This window comes from Stenotrophomonas sp. STM01 (assembly GCF_014852135.1).
Taxonomy (GTDB): Bacteria; Pseudomonadota; Gammaproteobacteria; order Xanthomonadales; family Xanthomonadaceae; genus Stenotrophomonas; species Stenotrophomonas capsici.
The window spans coordinates 226,401-243,049 of record NZ_JACVBA010000002.1; the positions used below are offsets into that span (position 1 = coordinate 226,401).

The 16,649-nt window shown below is 66.7% G+C and carries 12 protein-coding genes and 1 pseudogene; 4 read left to right on the plus strand and 9 right to left on the minus strand.

From position 1 onward, the window contains the following. The first annotated feature begins 36 nt into the window (after positions 1-36). Complete coding sequence (locus tag IB227_RS11015) at positions 37-1,818, plus strand: glycoside hydrolase family 15 protein (RefSeq protein ID WP_192287448.1); 1,782 nt, start codon at positions 37-39, stop codon at positions 1,816-1,818. Next, the gene (otsA, locus tag IB227_RS11020) at positions 1,815-3,236 is read left to right on the plus strand and encodes an alpha,alpha-trehalose-phosphate synthase (UDP-forming) (protein WP_192287449.1); all 1,422 of its coding nucleotides are present in this window, start codon (positions 1,815-1,817) and stop codon (positions 3,234-3,236) included. Before IB227_RS11015 ends, otsA begins: the two co-directional genes overlap by 4 nt. A 37-nt stretch (positions 3,237-3,273) precedes the next feature. Here otsA and IB227_RS11025 read toward each other — a convergent pair whose 3' ends face one another. From IB227_RS11025 to rluD, 4 genes are read right to left on the minus strand one after another with little or no spacing between them, the layout of a single operon-like run. Continuing rightward, entirely contained in the window at positions 3,274-3,678 is a 405-nt protein-coding gene (locus IB227_RS11025; RefSeq protein WP_192287450.1) for a thiol-disulfide oxidoreductase DCC family protein, read from the minus strand. Further along, complete coding sequence (locus IB227_RS11030) at positions 3,675-4,214, minus strand: DUF4166 domain-containing protein (RefSeq protein ID WP_192287451.1); 540 nt, start codon at positions 4,212-4,214, stop codon at positions 3,675-3,677. Before IB227_RS11030 ends, IB227_RS11025 begins: the two co-directional genes overlap by 4 nt. Next, positions 4,211-4,990, minus strand: a complete 780-nt coding sequence (pgeF, locus tag IB227_RS11035) for a peptidoglycan editing factor PgeF (RefSeq protein ID WP_192287452.1) — start codon at positions 4,988-4,990, stop codon at positions 4,211-4,213. The genes IB227_RS11030 and pgeF overlap by 4 nt, the downstream gene beginning before the upstream one ends. Further along, on the minus strand, positions 4,990-5,991 hold the full coding sequence (rluD, locus tag IB227_RS11040; RefSeq protein WP_192287917.1) for a 23S rRNA pseudouridine(1911/1915/1917) synthase RluD: 1,002 nt from the start codon (positions 5,989-5,991) through the stop codon (positions 4,990-4,992). Before rluD ends, pgeF begins: the two co-directional genes overlap by 1 nt. A gap of 103 nt (positions 5,992-6,094) precedes the next feature. Between rluD and IB227_RS11045 the strand changes: the two genes are divergently transcribed. Next, positions 6,095-6,979: an outer membrane protein assembly factor BamD gene (locus IB227_RS11045; RefSeq protein WP_132865370.1), complete on the plus strand. Its 885-nt coding sequence runs from the start codon at positions 6,095-6,097 to the stop codon at positions 6,977-6,979. Between the two features lie 332 nt (positions 6,980-7,311). Here IB227_RS11045 and IB227_RS11050 read toward each other — a convergent pair whose 3' ends face one another. From IB227_RS11050 to sucC, 5 genes and pseudogenes are all read right to left on the minus strand, one after another. Then, the gene (locus IB227_RS11050) at positions 7,312-9,921 is read right to left on the minus strand and encodes a TonB-dependent receptor (RefSeq protein ID WP_192287453.1); all 2,610 of its coding nucleotides are present in this window, start codon (positions 9,919-9,921) and stop codon (positions 7,312-7,314) included. Positions 9,922-10,441: 520 nt separating this feature from the next. After that, the gene (locus IB227_RS11055) at positions 10,442-12,079 is read right to left on the minus strand and encodes an NAD+ synthase (RefSeq protein WP_192287454.1); all 1,638 of its coding nucleotides are present in this window, start codon (positions 12,077-12,079) and stop codon (positions 10,442-10,444) included. A 1-nt stretch (position 12,080) separates the two neighbouring features. Next, positions 12,081-12,462, minus strand: a pseudogene (locus IB227_RS11060) (endonuclease domain-containing protein). A gap of 218 nt (positions 12,463-12,680) precedes the next feature. Then, entirely contained in the window at positions 12,681-13,556 is an 876-nt protein-coding gene (gene sucD / locus IB227_RS11065) for a succinate--CoA ligase subunit alpha (RefSeq protein ID WP_132865374.1), read from the minus strand. Between the two features lie 21 nt (positions 13,557-13,577). After that, positions 13,578-14,747, minus strand: coding sequence for an ADP-forming succinate--CoA ligase subunit beta (gene sucC, locus IB227_RS11070; protein WP_132865375.1), 1,170 nt, complete (start codon positions 14,745-14,747; stop codon positions 13,578-13,580). Between the two features lie 261 nt (positions 14,748-15,008). On the opposite strand from sucC, the gene IB227_RS11075 reads away from it, so the two are divergent. Continuing rightward, positions 15,009-16,631: an ATP-binding protein gene (locus tag IB227_RS11075; protein WP_192287455.1), complete on the plus strand. Its 1,623-nt coding sequence runs from the start codon at positions 15,009-15,011 to the stop codon at positions 16,629-16,631. The last annotated feature ends 18 nt before the right edge of the window (positions 16,632-16,649 follow it).

Consider the following 16,649-nt stretch of genomic DNA (forward strand, 5'->3'; position numbering starts at 1 on the left):
ATGGCGCCTGGGCGCCATCCACAACAGGAGCAAGTCATGCAACGGGCCGATCTGGACCTGGCCGTCATTGGCAACGGAAGTTTTGGCGCGCTGATCGACAAGCGGGCGCGCATCGTCTGGAGCTGCCTGCCCGCCTTCGATGGCGACCCCGCGTTCTGTGCGCTGCTCAGCCCGCGCGACCATGACGGCGGCGACTTCGCGGTGGAGCTGGAAGACTTCGCCGACAGCGAACAACACTACTTCACCAACACCGCCATCCTGCGCACGGTGTTGCGCGACACCCTGGGAGGGGCGATCGAGGTGATCGACTTCGCGCCACGCTGGAAACGCCATGGTCGCCTGTACCGCCCCCCCAGCGTGATCCGGCGCATCCGCCCGCTGTCCGGCAGCCCGCGCATCCGCATCCGGGCGCGTCCCTTGGCCGATTGGGGCGCACGCACGCCCGAATCCACCTGGGGCAGCAACCACCTGCGCTGGCTGTTGCCCGGCTTCACCCTGCGCCTGACCACCGATGTGCCGGTGCGCTTCATCCGCGAAGGCACCGCGTTCGCGCTGACCCAGCCGGTGGACCTGGTGCTGGGCGTAGATGAAACCCTGCAGCGCAGCCTGGCCGGTTACGCGCAGGATGCCTTCCAGCGCACGGCCGAGTACTGGCGTGAATGGGTGCGCTACCTCTCCGTCCCGCTGGAATGGCAGGACGCGGTGATCCGCAGCGCCATCACCCTGAAACTGTGCCAGTACGAGGACAGCGGCGCGATCATCGCGGCCATGACCACCTCGATCCCGGAGGCGCCCGGCAGCGCGCGCAACTGGGACTACCGCTACTGCTGGCTGCGCGATGCCGCCTTCGTGGTGCGCGCGCTCAACCGGCTGGGTGCCACCCGCACGATGGAGGGCTTCCTGCACTACATCTTCAACCTGGCCACCAGCGACGGCAGCCTGCAGCCGTTGTACGGCATCGGCATGGAAGAGAAGCTCGACGAGAGCGAGGTGCCCTCGCTGGCCGGCTACCGCGGCATGGGGCCGGTGCGCCGCGGCAACCTGGCCTGGGTGCAGAAACAGCACGACGTGTATGGCTCGGTGGTCCTGGCCTCCACCCAGCTGTTCTTCGACCAGCGCCTGGAAGCCCCCGGCGATGCGGACACCTTTGCCCGCCTGGAACCGCTCGGCGAGCGCGCTTATGCCCTGCACGACGTCCCCGACGCCGGGCTGTGGGAGTTCCGTGGCAGGACCTCGGTGCACACCTACACCTCGGCGATGTGCTGGGCCGCCTGCGACCGCCTGGCCAAGATCGCCTCGCGCGTGCAGTTGCCCGAACGCGCCCTGCTCTGGCGCCAGCGGGCCGATGCGATCCACCAGCGCGTCATCGAACGTGGCTGGAACGCGCGCCTTGGGCATTTCACCGATGCCTGGGACGGCCAGCACCTGGATGCCTCGCTGCTGCTGTTGGCCGACATCGGCTTCATCGATGCCCTGGACCCGCGCTACGTCGCCACCGTCGAGGCCATCGGCCGCGAGCTGCGCCATGGCAACGCGCTGTACCGCTACATCGCCCCGGATGACTTCGGTGCACCGGAGACCAGTTTCACCATCTGCACGTTCTGGTACATCGACGCACTGGCCGCGATCGGCCGCGTGGCCGAGGCGCGCGACCTGTTCGAAAGCGTGCTGGCGCGCCGCAACCACGTCGGCCTGCTGTCCGAGGACCTGGCCTTCGACGACGGCGAGCAATGGGGCAACTTCCCGCAGACGTATTCGCACGTTGGCCTGATCACCGCCGCCATGCGCCTGTCGCGACCGTGGCAGGACGCGTCGTGAGCCGCCTGGTGGTGGTGTCCAACCGGGTGGCGATGCCCGGCGAATCCCGTGCCGGCGGGCTGGCCGTCGGCCTGCTGGCCGCGTTGAAGGAACGCGGCGGCATGTGGTTCGGCTGGAGCGGGCGCAGCGTCAACGAGGACAGCGGCACCCTGCGCGAGCAAAGCGAGGGCAACATCCGCTTCGTGACGATGGACCTGTCCAGACCCGACCTGGACAACTACTACAACGGCTTCTCCAACCGCGCCCTGTGGCCGCTGCTGCACTTCCGCCTGGACCTGGTGGACTACGACCGCCGCAAGCGCGAAGGCTACTGGAAGGTCAACGCCTTGTTCGCCGACAAACTCGCGCCACTGCTGCGCGAGGACGACACCGTGTGGATCCATGACTACCACCTGATCCCGTTGGCGGCGATGCTGCGCGAACGCGGCATCGGTTGCCGCATCGGCTTCTTCCTGCACGTGCCGGTGCCCTCGGCGGACCTGATCCAGGCCCTGCCCGACCACCGCAACCTGTTCTCCACGCTGTACGCCTACGACCTGCTGGGCTTCCAGACCCGCCGCGACGTCGACCGCTTCCAGTCCTATGCGCGCCTGTTCGGCGGCGGCACGCTGGTGGACAGCGAGTGGATCCAGGCGCCGGACGGGCGGCGCATCCGCACCTCGGCATTCCCGATCGGCATCGATACCGCCCATATCGCGCGACAGGCGCACGGCGCCACCCGCAACAACGCGGTGCGCGCCCTGCGCCGCAGCCTGCAGTTCCGCAAGCTGGCCATCGGCGTAGACCGCCTGGACTACTCCAAGGGGTTGCCCGAGCGCTTCCATGGCTTCGAGCACTACCTGGACCGCTACCCGCAGCAGAAAGGCTCGATGACTTTCCTGCAGATCGCACCGGTCTCGCGCGGCAGCGTCACCGAGTACCGCAAGCTGCGCACCGACCTGGAGCGCCTGGCCGGCCACATCAATGGCAGCCACGCCGAAGCCGACTGGACCCCGCTGCGCTACGTCAACCAGAACTACGCGCACAGCACGCTGACCGGCTTCTATCGCGAGGCCGCGGTGGGATTGGTGACCCCCCTGCGCGACGGCATGAACCTGGTGGCCAAGGAGTACGTGGCATCGCAGGACCCGGAGAATCCCGGCGTGCTGGTGCTGTCACTGCTGGCGGGCGCGGCGGACGAGCTCAAGCAGGCACTGCTGGTCAACCCGCATGACCTGGACGGCGTGGCCGATGCGATCGCCGCAGCCGCCAACATGCCATTGGCCGAACGCATCGAGCGTTGGCAGCTGATGATGCAGCACCTGCGTGAGTACGACATCAATCGCTGGCGCCGCGACTACCTGCAGGCACTGGAAACACCGCCTTCACTCCAACCCCTCTCCCGCATGCGGGAGAGGGGTTGGGGTGAGGGGCAGTGAGGGCAAAGCGCTGGCATCAGCCACCGCATCCCCGGCCTCAATCCAGGAACCGCGCCCGCTGCTGCGGCGTCGGCAGGTAACAGCTGTCATGCCGCCCGAACCAGCGGTAGCGGTTGCGCGCCAACCACCGGTAGGCACGGTCCCGCAAGGATCCGGGCAGCCAGCGCGCGATCCCCGCGAGCTTCCACACGCCGCCAAGGCCGCTGACCACGCGCACGATCGCATCGGTATCCGTGTAGGCCATGCCGTCCTCCACCAGCAGGAACGACAGCGGGTCATCCGGGTCCAGCCCGTGCGCCAGCAACAGCGCACGGCCCTGCACCCCCTGCATCGCCGCGAAGCGGTATCGCCCCCGACGGTCGAAGCGCAGCAGGAAGCGCACCCAGCGGCTGCACAGCGCGCACACCCCGTCGAACACGATCACCGGCGCATCGCCGCTCATGCCACCCCGTCCTCCGGCAGCAACCAGCCTTCGTAGCGGATCAACCGCCCGATCAGCGGCATCGAGACATCCACCAGGAACTCATAACGCCCGTGCCGCTCGCGTTCACGGCAATACACCTGGCCGAACCAGCGGGTGGGCAGGGGCAACAGGCCAAACGCCCAGGCGCGCTCGGCCCGCCACAGGATCTGGCCCTCCTCCTCGCGCAGGCCGAAGCGGAACCGCACCGCCCCCAGCTGCTCGAACAGCCCCCCAGCCTGTTGCCACAGGCGCGATTCCATCCGGGCGGGCCCGAACCGCCGGTTCCAGCGTTCCCCGGCCGCATCCACCACGAACTCCACGCTGACCGGCACGCTGGCACTGGGCGGAAGGCGCGCCAGCCAGGCGCAGGGCGCCACCAGCCAATGGGTGCCGCGCAGCACCTCGCCTTGCCCGCTCCAGCGTTGCCGGCCGCGCACCGAATGCAGCGCGCGTACCTGCGGGGGCAGCTGTCCGAACCCAGGGCCAAGCACCTGCTCGAACAGCGGCGTGCTCATGGGTCCATCCACACCAGGGTGGCGATGCGGCCGCTGCGGCGGTCGCGCCGGTGCGAGAACCAGCGTTGCGGGTCGGCGATGGTGCACTGGTCACCGCCATGGATATCGGCCGGGTCCATGCCCGCGGCCTGCAGCCGCTGGCGCGCCAGTGCGTACAGGTCCACCCGCCAATGCCCGGGACGGGTCGGCGTGAACGCCGCTTCGGCCGCGGCCGAATGGGCGAGGAAGGCCTCGCGCACATCCGCCCCGATCTCGTAATGGGCCGGCCCGGCGGCCGGCCCCAACCAGGCGATGACCGCGCTGGCCGGGGTCCGCATCGCCGCCAGGGTGTTCTCCAGCATGCCGTCGGCCAACCCGCGCCACCCCGCATGGGCGGCGGCCACCTCGCCCCCGGCCCGCGCGGTGAACACCACCGGCAGGCAGTCCGCGGTCAGGATCGCCAGCACCACGCCGGGGACCGAGGTCACCGCGGCATCGGCCACCGGTTCGGCATCAATGCCCTGTGCCTGCGGCGGCGCCTGGAAACGCAGCACGCCGGTGCCGTGCACCTGGCGCAGCCAGTGCGGCGCCGAGGGCAGACCCGCCAGTTGCTGCAACTGGTCACGGTTGCGCTGCACCTGGGCCGGGTCGTCGCCCTCGGCGGCGCTGCGGTTGCCCAGGTTGAAGTGGTCGAACGGCGGCTGCGAGCCCCCCGCGCCGTGGCGCCGGGTGGTAAAGGCATGCACCCCGGCCGGGGCCGGCCAGTCGGCGGCCAGGGCAGGCAGCGCGTCGTTCATCACCAGCGGTCCCGCTCGCGTTCGGCGAAGGCCTTGGAGTCCTCGCGCAGCGCCTTCATCAGCGCCAGCAGGTCCGCCGGCACCGGGGCGGTGTTGCTGATCGTCTCGCCGGTGATCGGGTGCTGGAACTCCAGCGTTTCGGCGTGCAGGGCCTGGCGCTTGAAGCCGCGCAGCTGGGCGACCAGTTCGTCGCTGGCGCCCTTGGGCAGCTTCAGCGACCCGCCGTACAGCGGGTCACCGACGATGGCGTGCTTGATGTGCGCCATGTGCACGCGGATCTGGTGGGTGCGGCCGGTCTCCAGGCGGCACTCCAGCGCGGTATGGGCCCGGAAGCGCTCGCGCAGGCGGTAATGGGTGACCGCGTCCTTGCCATCCTCGCGCACGCCCATGCGCAGGCGGTCGCGCGGGTGGCGGTCGATCGCCGCGTCCACGGTGCCGCCGGCGACCAGCGCCCCGACCACCACGGCCAGGTACTGGCGGTGGACCTCGCGGGCGGACAGCTGTTCCACCAGCGCGGTCTGCGCCTGCACGGTACGGGCCACCATCATGATGCCGCTGGTGTCCTTGTCCAGGCGGTGGACCACGCCGGCACGCGGCACCTTGGCGATCTCCGGGTCGCGGAACAGCAGCGCGTTGACCAGGGTGCCGGTCGGGTTGCCGGCGCCCGGGTGGACCACCAGCCCGGCCGGCTTGTCGATCACGTAGACATGCTCGTCCTCGTACAGGATCGACAGCGGGATGTCCTCCGGCTGCGCGTTGACCTCGGTGTCGAGCACCGCATTCAGGGAAACCGACTCCCCGCCCCGGACCGGGTCGCGGGGCCGGGCCGGCTCCCCGTCCATCAGCACCGCACCGGTCTTGATCCACTCGGTCAGGCGGGAACGGGAGAATTCGGGGAAAAGCTCGGCCACCACGGCGTCGAAGCGGCGGCCGGCGGCGGTATCGGGCACCAGCGCCTGGCGCTGGGTCGGGGAGGTGTTCTCGGACATGTCAAAGGCCAACTGAAAGACGAAATCGGGGGTCCTGACAGCAACAGTCATTCGCAGGACAGGCCACTAGGCTATCATCGACACCTCGTATTCCTGCCGCGTCCCGCCCTGACCCATGATCCGACGCTCTTTGCTGTCCGCGCCCGTCCGCCTCACCGCCCTGCTGCTGGTCCTGGTTTTCGTCGCCACCGGCTGCCACCGCGGCGACAAGAAGAAGGACGCCGATGAAGGCGCGCCTGTCGAGCAGCTCTACGAAAAGAGCCACAAGCTGATGGAAGGCGGCAACTGGTCCGGCGCCGAAACCAGCTTCAAGCGCCTGATCGCCCAGTACCCGTACGGCCCGTACACCGAGCAGGCGATGATCGAAAGCGCCTATGCCCAGTACAAGGCCGGCAAGAACGATGACGCCGTGTCGAGCATCGACCGCTTCATCCGCACCTACCCGACCCACCGCAACATCGCCTACCTGTACTACCTGCGCGGCCTGGCCAACGGCAACCGCGACACGGTGTTCCTGCGCCGCGTGTGGTCGCTGGACCCGAGCCGCCGTGACCTGTCCACCCCGCGCCAGGCCTACGCCGACTTCACCATCGTCACCGAGCGCTACCCGAACAGCCGCTATGCGGCCGATGCGCGCCAGCGCATGATCGAGCTGCGCGACGTGTTCGCCCAGCACGAGCTGGACAATGCCCTGTACTACGCCCGCCGCGGCGCTTGGGTCTCGGCCGCCGGCCGTGCCAACTACCTGCTGGAAACCTACCCGCAGAGCGCCTTCCAGTACGACGCCGTGGCGGTGCTGGGCGAGTCCTATACCCACATCGGCAACAAGACCCTGGCCGACGACGCCCGCCGCGTGCTGGAGCTGAACCAGCCCGACCACCCGTGGCTGACCGGCGACTGGCCGAAGTACCCGTGGATGATCCGCAAGCTCAACCCGTTCGCCGGCGAGAAGTCGGTGGCCACCGGCCAGAGCAATGCGACGATGAGCCGCCGCAAGTAAGCAGCCAGCGCATGCGAATACGGAAAGGGGCCTTCGGGCCCCTTTCCCGTTGGGGGCCAACGACGCCCCTGCCCTGCCGAGGCCCGGATGACGCGATGCCCGGGATGTACGTGACCTGGGCAGATTCCATGCCGCAAGCCGTAGCAGCCCCGGCGATTCCCCCATTTCCCAACGCGCAGGCGGGGAGGCAATCCCAGCCCGTCCCGCAACACCCCCTGCTCCGGCACGGGCGAACACGGCTTCGGCCACGCACCGCCCTGCATGTTCCGGTCGACAAAAAAGGCGGCCCCGTCACCGGGACCGCCCACATTGCACCCTCAGTCGCGCCGACCTCAGAAGTTCTGCGTGTAACGCACGTACAGCTGGCGGCCGTAGCCGTTGTACAGATAGTTGTTGAAGTTGGTCGGCGAGTACGCCACGTCGTACACCGGCGCCTTGTTGGTCAGGTTGCGGGCACCCAGCGAGATCGTCGCATTCCACGGGGCCTGGTAGTTGAGCTGCAGGTCATGGGTGATGTAAGCGCCGCTGCAGCGCTTCACGTAGCCCTCGCTCTTCAACTCCGAGCAGCTGTAGTCACCTTCGTAGTAGTCGACGTAGTAGCCCGGCTCATAGCCGATCATGTTCATGGTCCACGCCACGCTCCAGTCGCCGCGCTCCCAGCGGGTGTTGAGGTTGGCACGCCACTCCGGGTAACCGCTGGTGCCGACGTACTCGTCCGAGCCGTAGCGGCTGTCGACCTTGTAGCTGTGGGTCCAGGAACCCTGCAGGGTCGAGGTCAGCCTGCCCCAGTCGTCCAGGTCGAACTGGGTGCGGATGTTCAGGTCGATGCCGTCGGTCTTGACCAACCCTTCATTGCCATAGCCGGCATACACCGCCTGGATCGAACCGTCGCTGTTGCGCACGACCGACAGGTTGTCCGGCAGGTACTGGCCAAGGGCGGTGCGGTTGATCACCGTCTGCGCGGAGTACCACTTGATCTGGTTCTTGATCTCGGTGTTCCAGTAATCCAGCGTGATGTTGGCCCACGAGAACGGGTCGTACACCACGCCGAAGCTGAATTGCTTGGAGGTCTCGGCCTTCAGGTCCGGATTGGCCACGTGGTAGCCATTGATCTGGATCGAACTGGACGCGGCCAGGCCATAGGCCAGTGCCGTGGCCTCGTCGGTCACCGAGTCGGCCGAGAACGCATCCTGCTGGTTCAGCGCCTGCAGCGTCGGCGCGCGGAAACCCTTGCCATACGAGGTGCGGAAGGTCAGGTTGTGCAGCGGCTGGAAGCGCAGCGACAGCTTCGGCGAGGTGGAATCACCGAAGTCGGAGTAGTGGTCGTAGCGAACGGCCAGGTCTGCCGAGAAGTTGTCGAAGATCGGCAGGCTCCACTCGGCGAAGCCCGAGGTCAGGTTGCGCTCGCCCCATGCCGAATTGCCGGACGAACCGCCCACGTTGCCGGCCGCCGACTGCTGGTCGTAGATGTCCGCATAGTCATGCTTGCTGTACTCACCGCCCACCGCCAGCGAGGAAACCCCGCCCGGCAGCGTGAACAGGTCGGTGGTCAACTGCGCGTTGAACTCCTTCTGCTTGTAGAAGGTGTTGCGGCCGATCGTGGTGCTGATGGCATCGAGCACCTCCTGGGAGTTGGCGTACGGGTCGAAGGCGTTGTATTGCCCGCTTTCGAAGTACTGCTCGGCCACCGGGATGTTGACGTAGTTGTAGCCGGTCACGGTCGCGCGCGCCTCATTGCTGCGCACGCCGAAGTCGACGCTGGTGCTGTCGGTCAGCTGGCCGTGCAGGCTCAGGTTGACGTCGTAGCTGTTCTCGTCGGTGTAGGTATAGCGTTTGTCCAAGGCGGCAAAGCGGTGCTTGATGTAGGCATCCTGCCCGGTGGTGTTGTTCGGGCTGTCGGCGCTGACGAAGATGCTTTCGGGCACCGGCGCGTAGACGCTGGTGCTGTTCTTGCGGTTCACGTAGATGTCGGCGTTGATGGTCCAGGCATCGCTGAGCGCGTACTCCGAGCGCAGGAACAGGTTCTTGTTCTTGATGCTGGCGGTGTCGGCCATGTCGCCGACATAGTTGTACAGGCAGCTGGTGCGGCCGGTGCTGCTGGTGCTCTCGTAGAAGTTGGTGCCCGAGCAGCCGCCCGGCACCACGCTGCTGCCGTTGGTATAGAGGTTCGAGCCGGCAACCCGGTTGCCATTGGCATCGGTCAGCACGTTGAGATAGTTGTTCGAGTACGACGAACCGGCGACCGTGTCGGACCACGGGTAGTCGGATACATAGCTGATCTTCTGGTCGGTGTAGGAAATGCCGCCCATCACCGAGCCACGCTCACCCGCCGCGCCGAACAGCACCGAGGCCTCGGATGCATCGCCACCGTACTTGTTGTCGGTCGCGCCGGCGCTGACCTGGAAGCCTTCATAGTTCTTGCGGGTGATGACATTGACCACGCCGCCGATCGCGTCGGCACCGTAGATGGCCGAGGCGCCATCGGTCAGGATCTCGATGCGCTCCACTGCCGCGGCCGGGATCGAGCTCAAGTCCTGGCCCTCACCGGTCAGCGGCGACACCGCGGCACGCCGGCCATCGATCAGGATCAGCGTGCGGCCTTCGCCCAGGCCGCGCAGGCTCAGGCCGGCGAACGACTGGGCGGAGCTGCCGGAACTGGGCACGAAGGAGCCGAAGGAGTTGAAGCTGGAGTTCTGCAGGATGTCGGCCACCGTTGCCCTGCCGCTCACCTCGATGTCCTGGCGGCCGATCACGGTTACCGGCAATGCACCTTCCACATCTGCACGCTTGATGCGCGAGCCGGTGATCTCGATGCGATCCAGGGTGGTCGCATTCGTACTACTGCTGGCTGCCTCCTGCGCCGCGACCGTACCGCTGAGGGACAAGCCAATGGCGACAACCAGCGCACCACGGCGAAGACCGGAGTTTGTCTTGATATTCATTATTTACGTGTTCCAGATGAAGAAGGACACGTCCTGATCGCTCAGAACCGTTTTGATCGGCCCGTGCATGACAGCGTCATTGCACCGGCCTGACGGAAAATTAACGATCCGATATCGCTGCTGTTTTTCAATTGATGGCAGTGCCGTGCCAGCTTCGTGTCATGCAGTGCGCCGACGGGCCATCACCCGACACGGCCCGTCGTCCCGCGTCATCACTGACACGCTTCGCCATGCCTCCCCGGCAGGCCAGGCGCACCTTCAGATGACGCAAAAAAAAAGTTCGCCACCGCGCGGGGCGGTGGCAAAGGAGAGAGATGACTTGATGTTTTCTTGTGGGCCTAGGGTGCCAATCCAGGATGCCAACGGTTTGACGCGAGATCGCACCGACCGGCACGCCCCACGGCGGGCGACATCCAACGCCCACGAAGTCGACACACATCGACACGCATCGACATTTCCGTCTCCACGGAAACAGCAAAGGGGCCTTTCGGCCCCTTTGCTGTTCGTGCAACACCTTGCCTCAGCCGCGATACCCGTTGGTGATCGGGTAGCGCCGCTCACGGCCAAAGGCACGTCGCGACACCTTCGGCCCCGGCGCGGCCTGGTGCCGCTTCCATTCGCTGATGCGCACCAGCCTGAGCACCCGCTCCACCACCTCGGGCGCATACCCGGCGGCGATGATGTCCTGGCGCGACTGCTCCTGGTCGATGTAGCGGTACAGGATGCCGTCCAGCACGTCATAGGCCGGCAACGAATCCTGGTCGGTCTGGTTCTCGCGCAGTTCGGCCGAGGGCGCGCGGGCGATGACCGCCGGGGGGATCACCGGCGCACCGCCGACGGTGTTGCGCCACTTGGACAGGCCGTAGACCTCGGTCTTGTACAGGTCCTTCAGCGGCGCGTAGCCGCCGCACATGTCGCCGTAGATGGTGGCGTAGCCCACCGCGTACTCGCTCTTGTTGCCGGTGGTCAGCAGCAGGCCCCCAAACTTGTTGGACAGCGCCATCAGGATCACGCCACGGCTGCGCGACTGCAGGTTCTCCTCGGTGACATCGGCTGCCTGCCCTTCGAACATCGCCGACAGCGACTGCATCAACCCCTGGAATGCCGGCTCGATCGGCACCGTCTCCAGCTTCACGCCCAGCGCACGGCACTGCTCCACCGCCAGGTCGTTGGACAGATCGGCCGTGTAGCGCGACGGCAGGCTGACCGCGGTGACGTTGTCCGCGCCCAGCGCGTCCACCGCCATCGCCAGCACCAGCGCCGAGTCGATGCCGCCGGACAGGCCCAGCCACACCTTGCCGAAGCCATTCTTGCGGCAGTAGTCCTGGATGCCACGCGTCACCGCCCGCCACGCCAGCGCATCCATGCTTTCATCGCCGTCGTCGATCCAGCGCAACGGCATGAAGCTGCGCGCCTGGACGTTGTACTCGACCACCAGCATTTCCTCGGCGAACGCCACCGCCGCCGGATGCACCGTGCCGTCACCGTCGGCGACCACCGAGGCACCGTCGAACACCACCGCGTCCTGGCCACCAATGGTGTTGAGGTAGGCGATGCCCACGCCCGATGCCGCGCAGCGCTCGGCCAGCAGCGCATCGCGCTGGGCATGCTTGCCGCGCTCGTACGGCGAGGCATTGGGCACCAGCACCAGCTGGGCACCGGCGGCCACCGTGCCGGCCAGCGGCTCGGGGAACCACAGGTCCTCGCAGATCACCAGGCCGACCTGCACACCGTTGACCTGCACCACGCAGTTGCCGCCATCCGGATCGACATCGAAGTAGCGACGCTCATCGAACACCGCGTAGTTGGGCAGCTCACGCTTGCGGTAGGTGGTCTCCACGGCACCGTCGCGCAGCACGCTGGCCGCGTTGTAGACCACTGCGCCGGCGCTCTGCGGCCAACCGACCACCGCCACGACGCCGGTCGCCTCGGTGGCGATGCGGGCGATGGCCTGCTCGCAGTCATCCAGGAAGCCGGGGCGCAGCAGCAGGTCTTCCGGCGGATAGCCGCTGACCGCCAACTCGGGGAACAACACCACGTCCGCGCCGTATTCGTCACGCGCCTCGTGCATCAGCTCGATGATGCGGCCGGTATTGCCGGCCACGTCGCCGACCGGGAAGTCGAACTGGGCCAGGGCGATGCGTAGCGATTGGGACATATCAACAACCTTCTGCTTGGCCCCGCACCCTGCGGGGGCTTGGTTCGATCGACAACGCCTGCAGGATGCTCTCGCAGACCGCGGCGGTGTTGCTCAGGGCTTCATTATTCCAGAACCGCAGCACGCGGTAGCCGTGCCCCCCTCAGGAAGGCTTCACGTGCCGGATCGCTGGGATCACCGGCATGCTGTCCGCCATCCAGTTCAATGACCAGCCGCCGCGCCAGGCAGGCGAAGTCGACCACGTAGGGGCCGATGGGATGCTGGCGACGGAACTTGAAGCCGGCCAGGCGATCGGCACGCAGGTGGTACCAGAGTCGTTGCTCGGCGTCGGTCATCCGTTGCCGCAAGGCCCTGGCGCAGCCGGTCTTGGCACCTTTTCGCATGTCCTTCGCTCCTTCCATTGGAAGGAGGAAGGTCCCGCGCGGGGACGGCGGGGAAAATCAGGCATATGGGCGGGTAAGGCTCGGAAAGCTGCCCTCACCCCTACCCCTCTCCCGCAGGCGGGAGAGGGGTAGGGGTGAGGGCAGCTCTTCAAGCTCGGCACAAAAGAAAAGGCCGCCCCAAGGGGCGGCCTTCTCGACACATCACCGGCGGTCAGCGCTTACTTGACCAGCTTGGCGATGGCAGCGCCCAGGTCGCCCGGCGAACGCACGGTGACGACGCCAGCCGCTTCCATTGCGGCGAACTTGCCTTCCGCAGTGCCCTTGCCGCCCGAGGCGATCGCACCGGCATGGCCCATGCGCTTGCCGGCCGGCGCCGAGGCGCCGGCGATGAAGCCAACAACCGGCTTCTTCACGTGGGCCTTGATGTATTCCGCACCGGCTTCTTCGGCGTCGCCGCCGATTTCGCCAACCATGATGATGCCTTCGGTCTGCGGGTCTTCGTTGAACAGCTTCAGGCAGTCGACGAAGTTCAGGCCGTTGATCGGGTCACCACCGATGCCGATGCAGGTGGACTGGCCCAGGCCGACTTCGGTGGTCTGCTTGACCGCTTCATAGGTCAGGGTGCCCGAACGCGACACGATGCCGATCTTGCCCGGCTTGTGGATGTGGCCCGGCATGATGCCGATCTTGCACTCACCCGGGGTGATGACGCCCGGGCAGTTCGGCCCGATCAGCACGGTATCCGGGTGCGAGCCCTTCAGCACGTTGTCCACGCGCAGCATGTCCAGCACCGGGATGCCCTCGGTGATGCAGACGATGACCTTGATGCCGGCAGCAGCGGCTTCCAGGATGGCGTCGGCAGCGAACGGCGGCGGGACGTAGATGACCGACGCGTCAGCGCCGGTGGCCTGCACGGCATCGGCCACGGTGTTGAACACCGGCAGGTCGATGTGGGTGGTGCCGCCCTTGCCCGGGGTGACGCCGCCGACGACCTGGGTGCCGTACTCGATCATCTGGGTGGCGTGGAAGGTACCCTGCTGGCCGGTGAAGCCCTGCACGATCACCTTGGTGTTCTTGTTAATCAAAACAGACATGGGAATTCCTTGGTGTCGGGATCAGGCGGCGTTCTTGACAGCTTCAACGACCTTCTTGGCGCCGTCGTTGATGTTGTCAGCCGGGATGATGGCCATGCCGCTGTCACGCAGCAGCTGCTTGCCTTCTTCCACGTTGGTGCCTTCCAGGCGCACCACGACCGGAACCTTGACGCCCACTTCCTTCACCGCGGCGATGATGCCCTCGGCGATCATGTCGCAGCGGACGATGCCACCGAAGATGTTGACGAAGATGCCTTCGACCTTGTCCGAGGACAGGATCAGCTTGAACGCCTCGATCACGCGCTGCTTGTTGGCGCCGCCGCCCACGTCCAGGAAGTTCGCCGGCTCGCCGCCGTTGAGCTTGATGACGTCCATGGTGGCCATGGCCAGGCCGGCGCCGTTCACCATGCAGCCGATGTTGCCGTCCATGGTGACGTAGTTGATGTCCAGCTCCGAAGCGGTCACTTCGGTTTCGTCTTCCTGGGACTTGTCGCGCATGGCGACCAGTTCCTTGTGACGGAAGGCAGCGTTGTCGTCGCTGTTGAACTTGCCGTCCAGCGCGTACAGGTTGCCGTCGTCTAGGATGGCCAGCGGGTTGATCTCAACCAGCGCCAGGTCCTTTTCGTTGAAGATGCGGTACAGGTTCACCATGATGCTGGCGAACTGGCCGGCCTGCTTGGCGGTCAGGCCCATCTTGAAGCCGATGTCACGGCCGTGGTAACCCTGCACGCCCTCGACGAAGTCCACGTTCAGGGTGTGGATCTTGTCCGGGGTTTCAGCGGCAACCTGCTCGATCTCCATGCCGCCTTCCGAGGAAGCAATGAAGCTGATGGTGCGGGTGCCACGATCGACCAGCACCGACAGGTACAGTTCCTTGACGATCTCACCGGCGGTGGTCACCAGCACCAGGTTGATCGGCAGCTCGACGCCGGCGGTCTGGTAGGTGGCCATCTTGGTGCCGAGCATCTTGGCTGCAGCGGCCTTCACGTCTTCGACGGTCTTGCAGAACTTGACGCCGCCGGCCTTGCCGCGGCCGCCTGCGTGGATCTGCGCCTTGACCATCCAGGGGCCCTGGCCCAGCGACTGGGCGACGGCAACCGCCTCGTCCGGGGTAGCCGCGACTTTGCCGGCCGGAACCGGGATACCGTATTCGGCAAGCAGCTGTTTTGACTGGTACTCGTGGAAATTCATGCGTCACCGTGGGAATAGGAACGACCGCACGCATCTCCTCGGGCCCCACGGAGGGGCGCCAGCATGGACCGCGGCGGGCCCACTATTGTGGCCGAGCCAGCGCCGGGGCGCAAAGAAGTCTGTACAAATCGCCAAGACCGGCACGCTTTCCCATGCATTTTCAGCCACTTGCCGCAACTGTCCGGCGCCTGTGAAAACGCCCGGAACCGGCCCGCCGGCACCTATACTTGCCCGAGCCCGTCTGCAGATAGGAGTTCCGGCTTGGCCCCCAGCCCTTCGCTGATCGACCGCATCGAGTCGATCCCGCGCCGCGAACTGTACTTCTTCGCCCTGTACCGCCTGCTGGTCGCCTCGCTGCTGTGCGCCCTGGTGTTCAGCCCGCTGAGCATGATGGTCGGGCAGGCCCACCATGTCGGGCTGGCCCAATGGGTTTCGACCAGTTACCTGCTGATATCGGCCGGGCTGCTGTTCTGGGGCCGCAACGAGCGCTGGCTGCAGACCATCGTGTTCTGGAGCGTGCTGGCCGACATCGTCGCGGCGGTGCTGCTCAGCCATGCCCTGCCCGGCTCCAGCGCCGGCATCTCGATGTCGCTGCTGTTCAACATCGCCGCCGCCGGCCTGCTGCTGCCGCTGTCACGCGCGATGCTGGTGGCCCTGCTGGCCAGCGGCGCCAGCGTGCTGGAGTTCGGCTGGACCTACCTGGAAAACGTCGACAACAGCCGTACCCTGGCCGAACTGGCCATGTTCGTGACCAGCTACCTGTCGCTGGCCTTCATCTGCTACCAGATCGGCAACCGCACCCGGCGCACCCAGCAACTGGCCGACCAGCGCGGCGCGGAGGTAGCCAACCTGTTCGAGGTCAACGAGCTGATCATCCGGCGCATGCGCACCGGCGTGCTGGTGGTCGACATCGATGGTCGCATCACCCTGGCCAACGAGGCGGCCACCGCCCTGCTTGGCGACCTGGAAGGCACCTTGGCCACCGAACGCGTCACCCTGGCCAGCGCCTCGCCGGAACTGGCCCGGCGCCTGCAGCGCTGGCGCGGCGGTTGGCAGGAAGAAGAGGTGGCCCTGCAACTGGCACCGGAACAGGCCGAAGTCCTGCCCCGCTTCGCCCGGCTGCTGGCCGACAGCGACATGACCCTGGTGTTCCTGGATGACACCTCGGTCGTCTCCAAGCGTGCCGAATCGCTCACCCTGTCCACGCTGGGCCGGTTCTCCGCCAGCCTGGCCCACGAGATCCGCAACCCGTTGGCGGCCATCAACTACGCTACCCAGCTGCTGGAGGAATCCAACGACCTGGGCGATGCCGACCGCCGCCTGCTGCAGATCATCCACCAGCAATGCCAGCGCACCAACGGCATCGTGGAAAGCGTGCTCGCCCTGGCCCGGCGCGAACGGGCCAACCCGGAAAACCTGGACCTGGTCACCTTTGTCCGGCGCTTCGTGCTGGAGTACCGGCAGAGCCTGTCGCTGGAAACCGACAGCCTGGAGGCGGTGATCCGCGAGCCCAGCGTGCCGGCGCTGATGGACTCGCGCCACCTGCACCAGGTACTGACCGCGCTGGTCCACAATGCGCTCAAGTATGGTCGCATGGCCGAGGAGCCCGCCCGCGTCCGCATCCGCGTGGCCTCCGGCGAGCGACACGCGGTGATCGACGTCATGGACCGCGGCCCCGGGATTCCCGACGCCATCGCCGCCCAGCTGTTCCGCCCCTTCTATACAACCTCCGAGCACGGCACCGGCCTGGGCCTGTACATCGCGCGCGAGCTGTGCCGGGCCAACCAGGCCCAGCTGGACTATGTCTCCGTCCCCGCGGGCGGGGCCTGCTTCCGCCTGACCCTGTCCGTCCCCAAGGCCGCATTCAATCGCGACCTGGGTTGAAAATGCGCAAACCGTGCG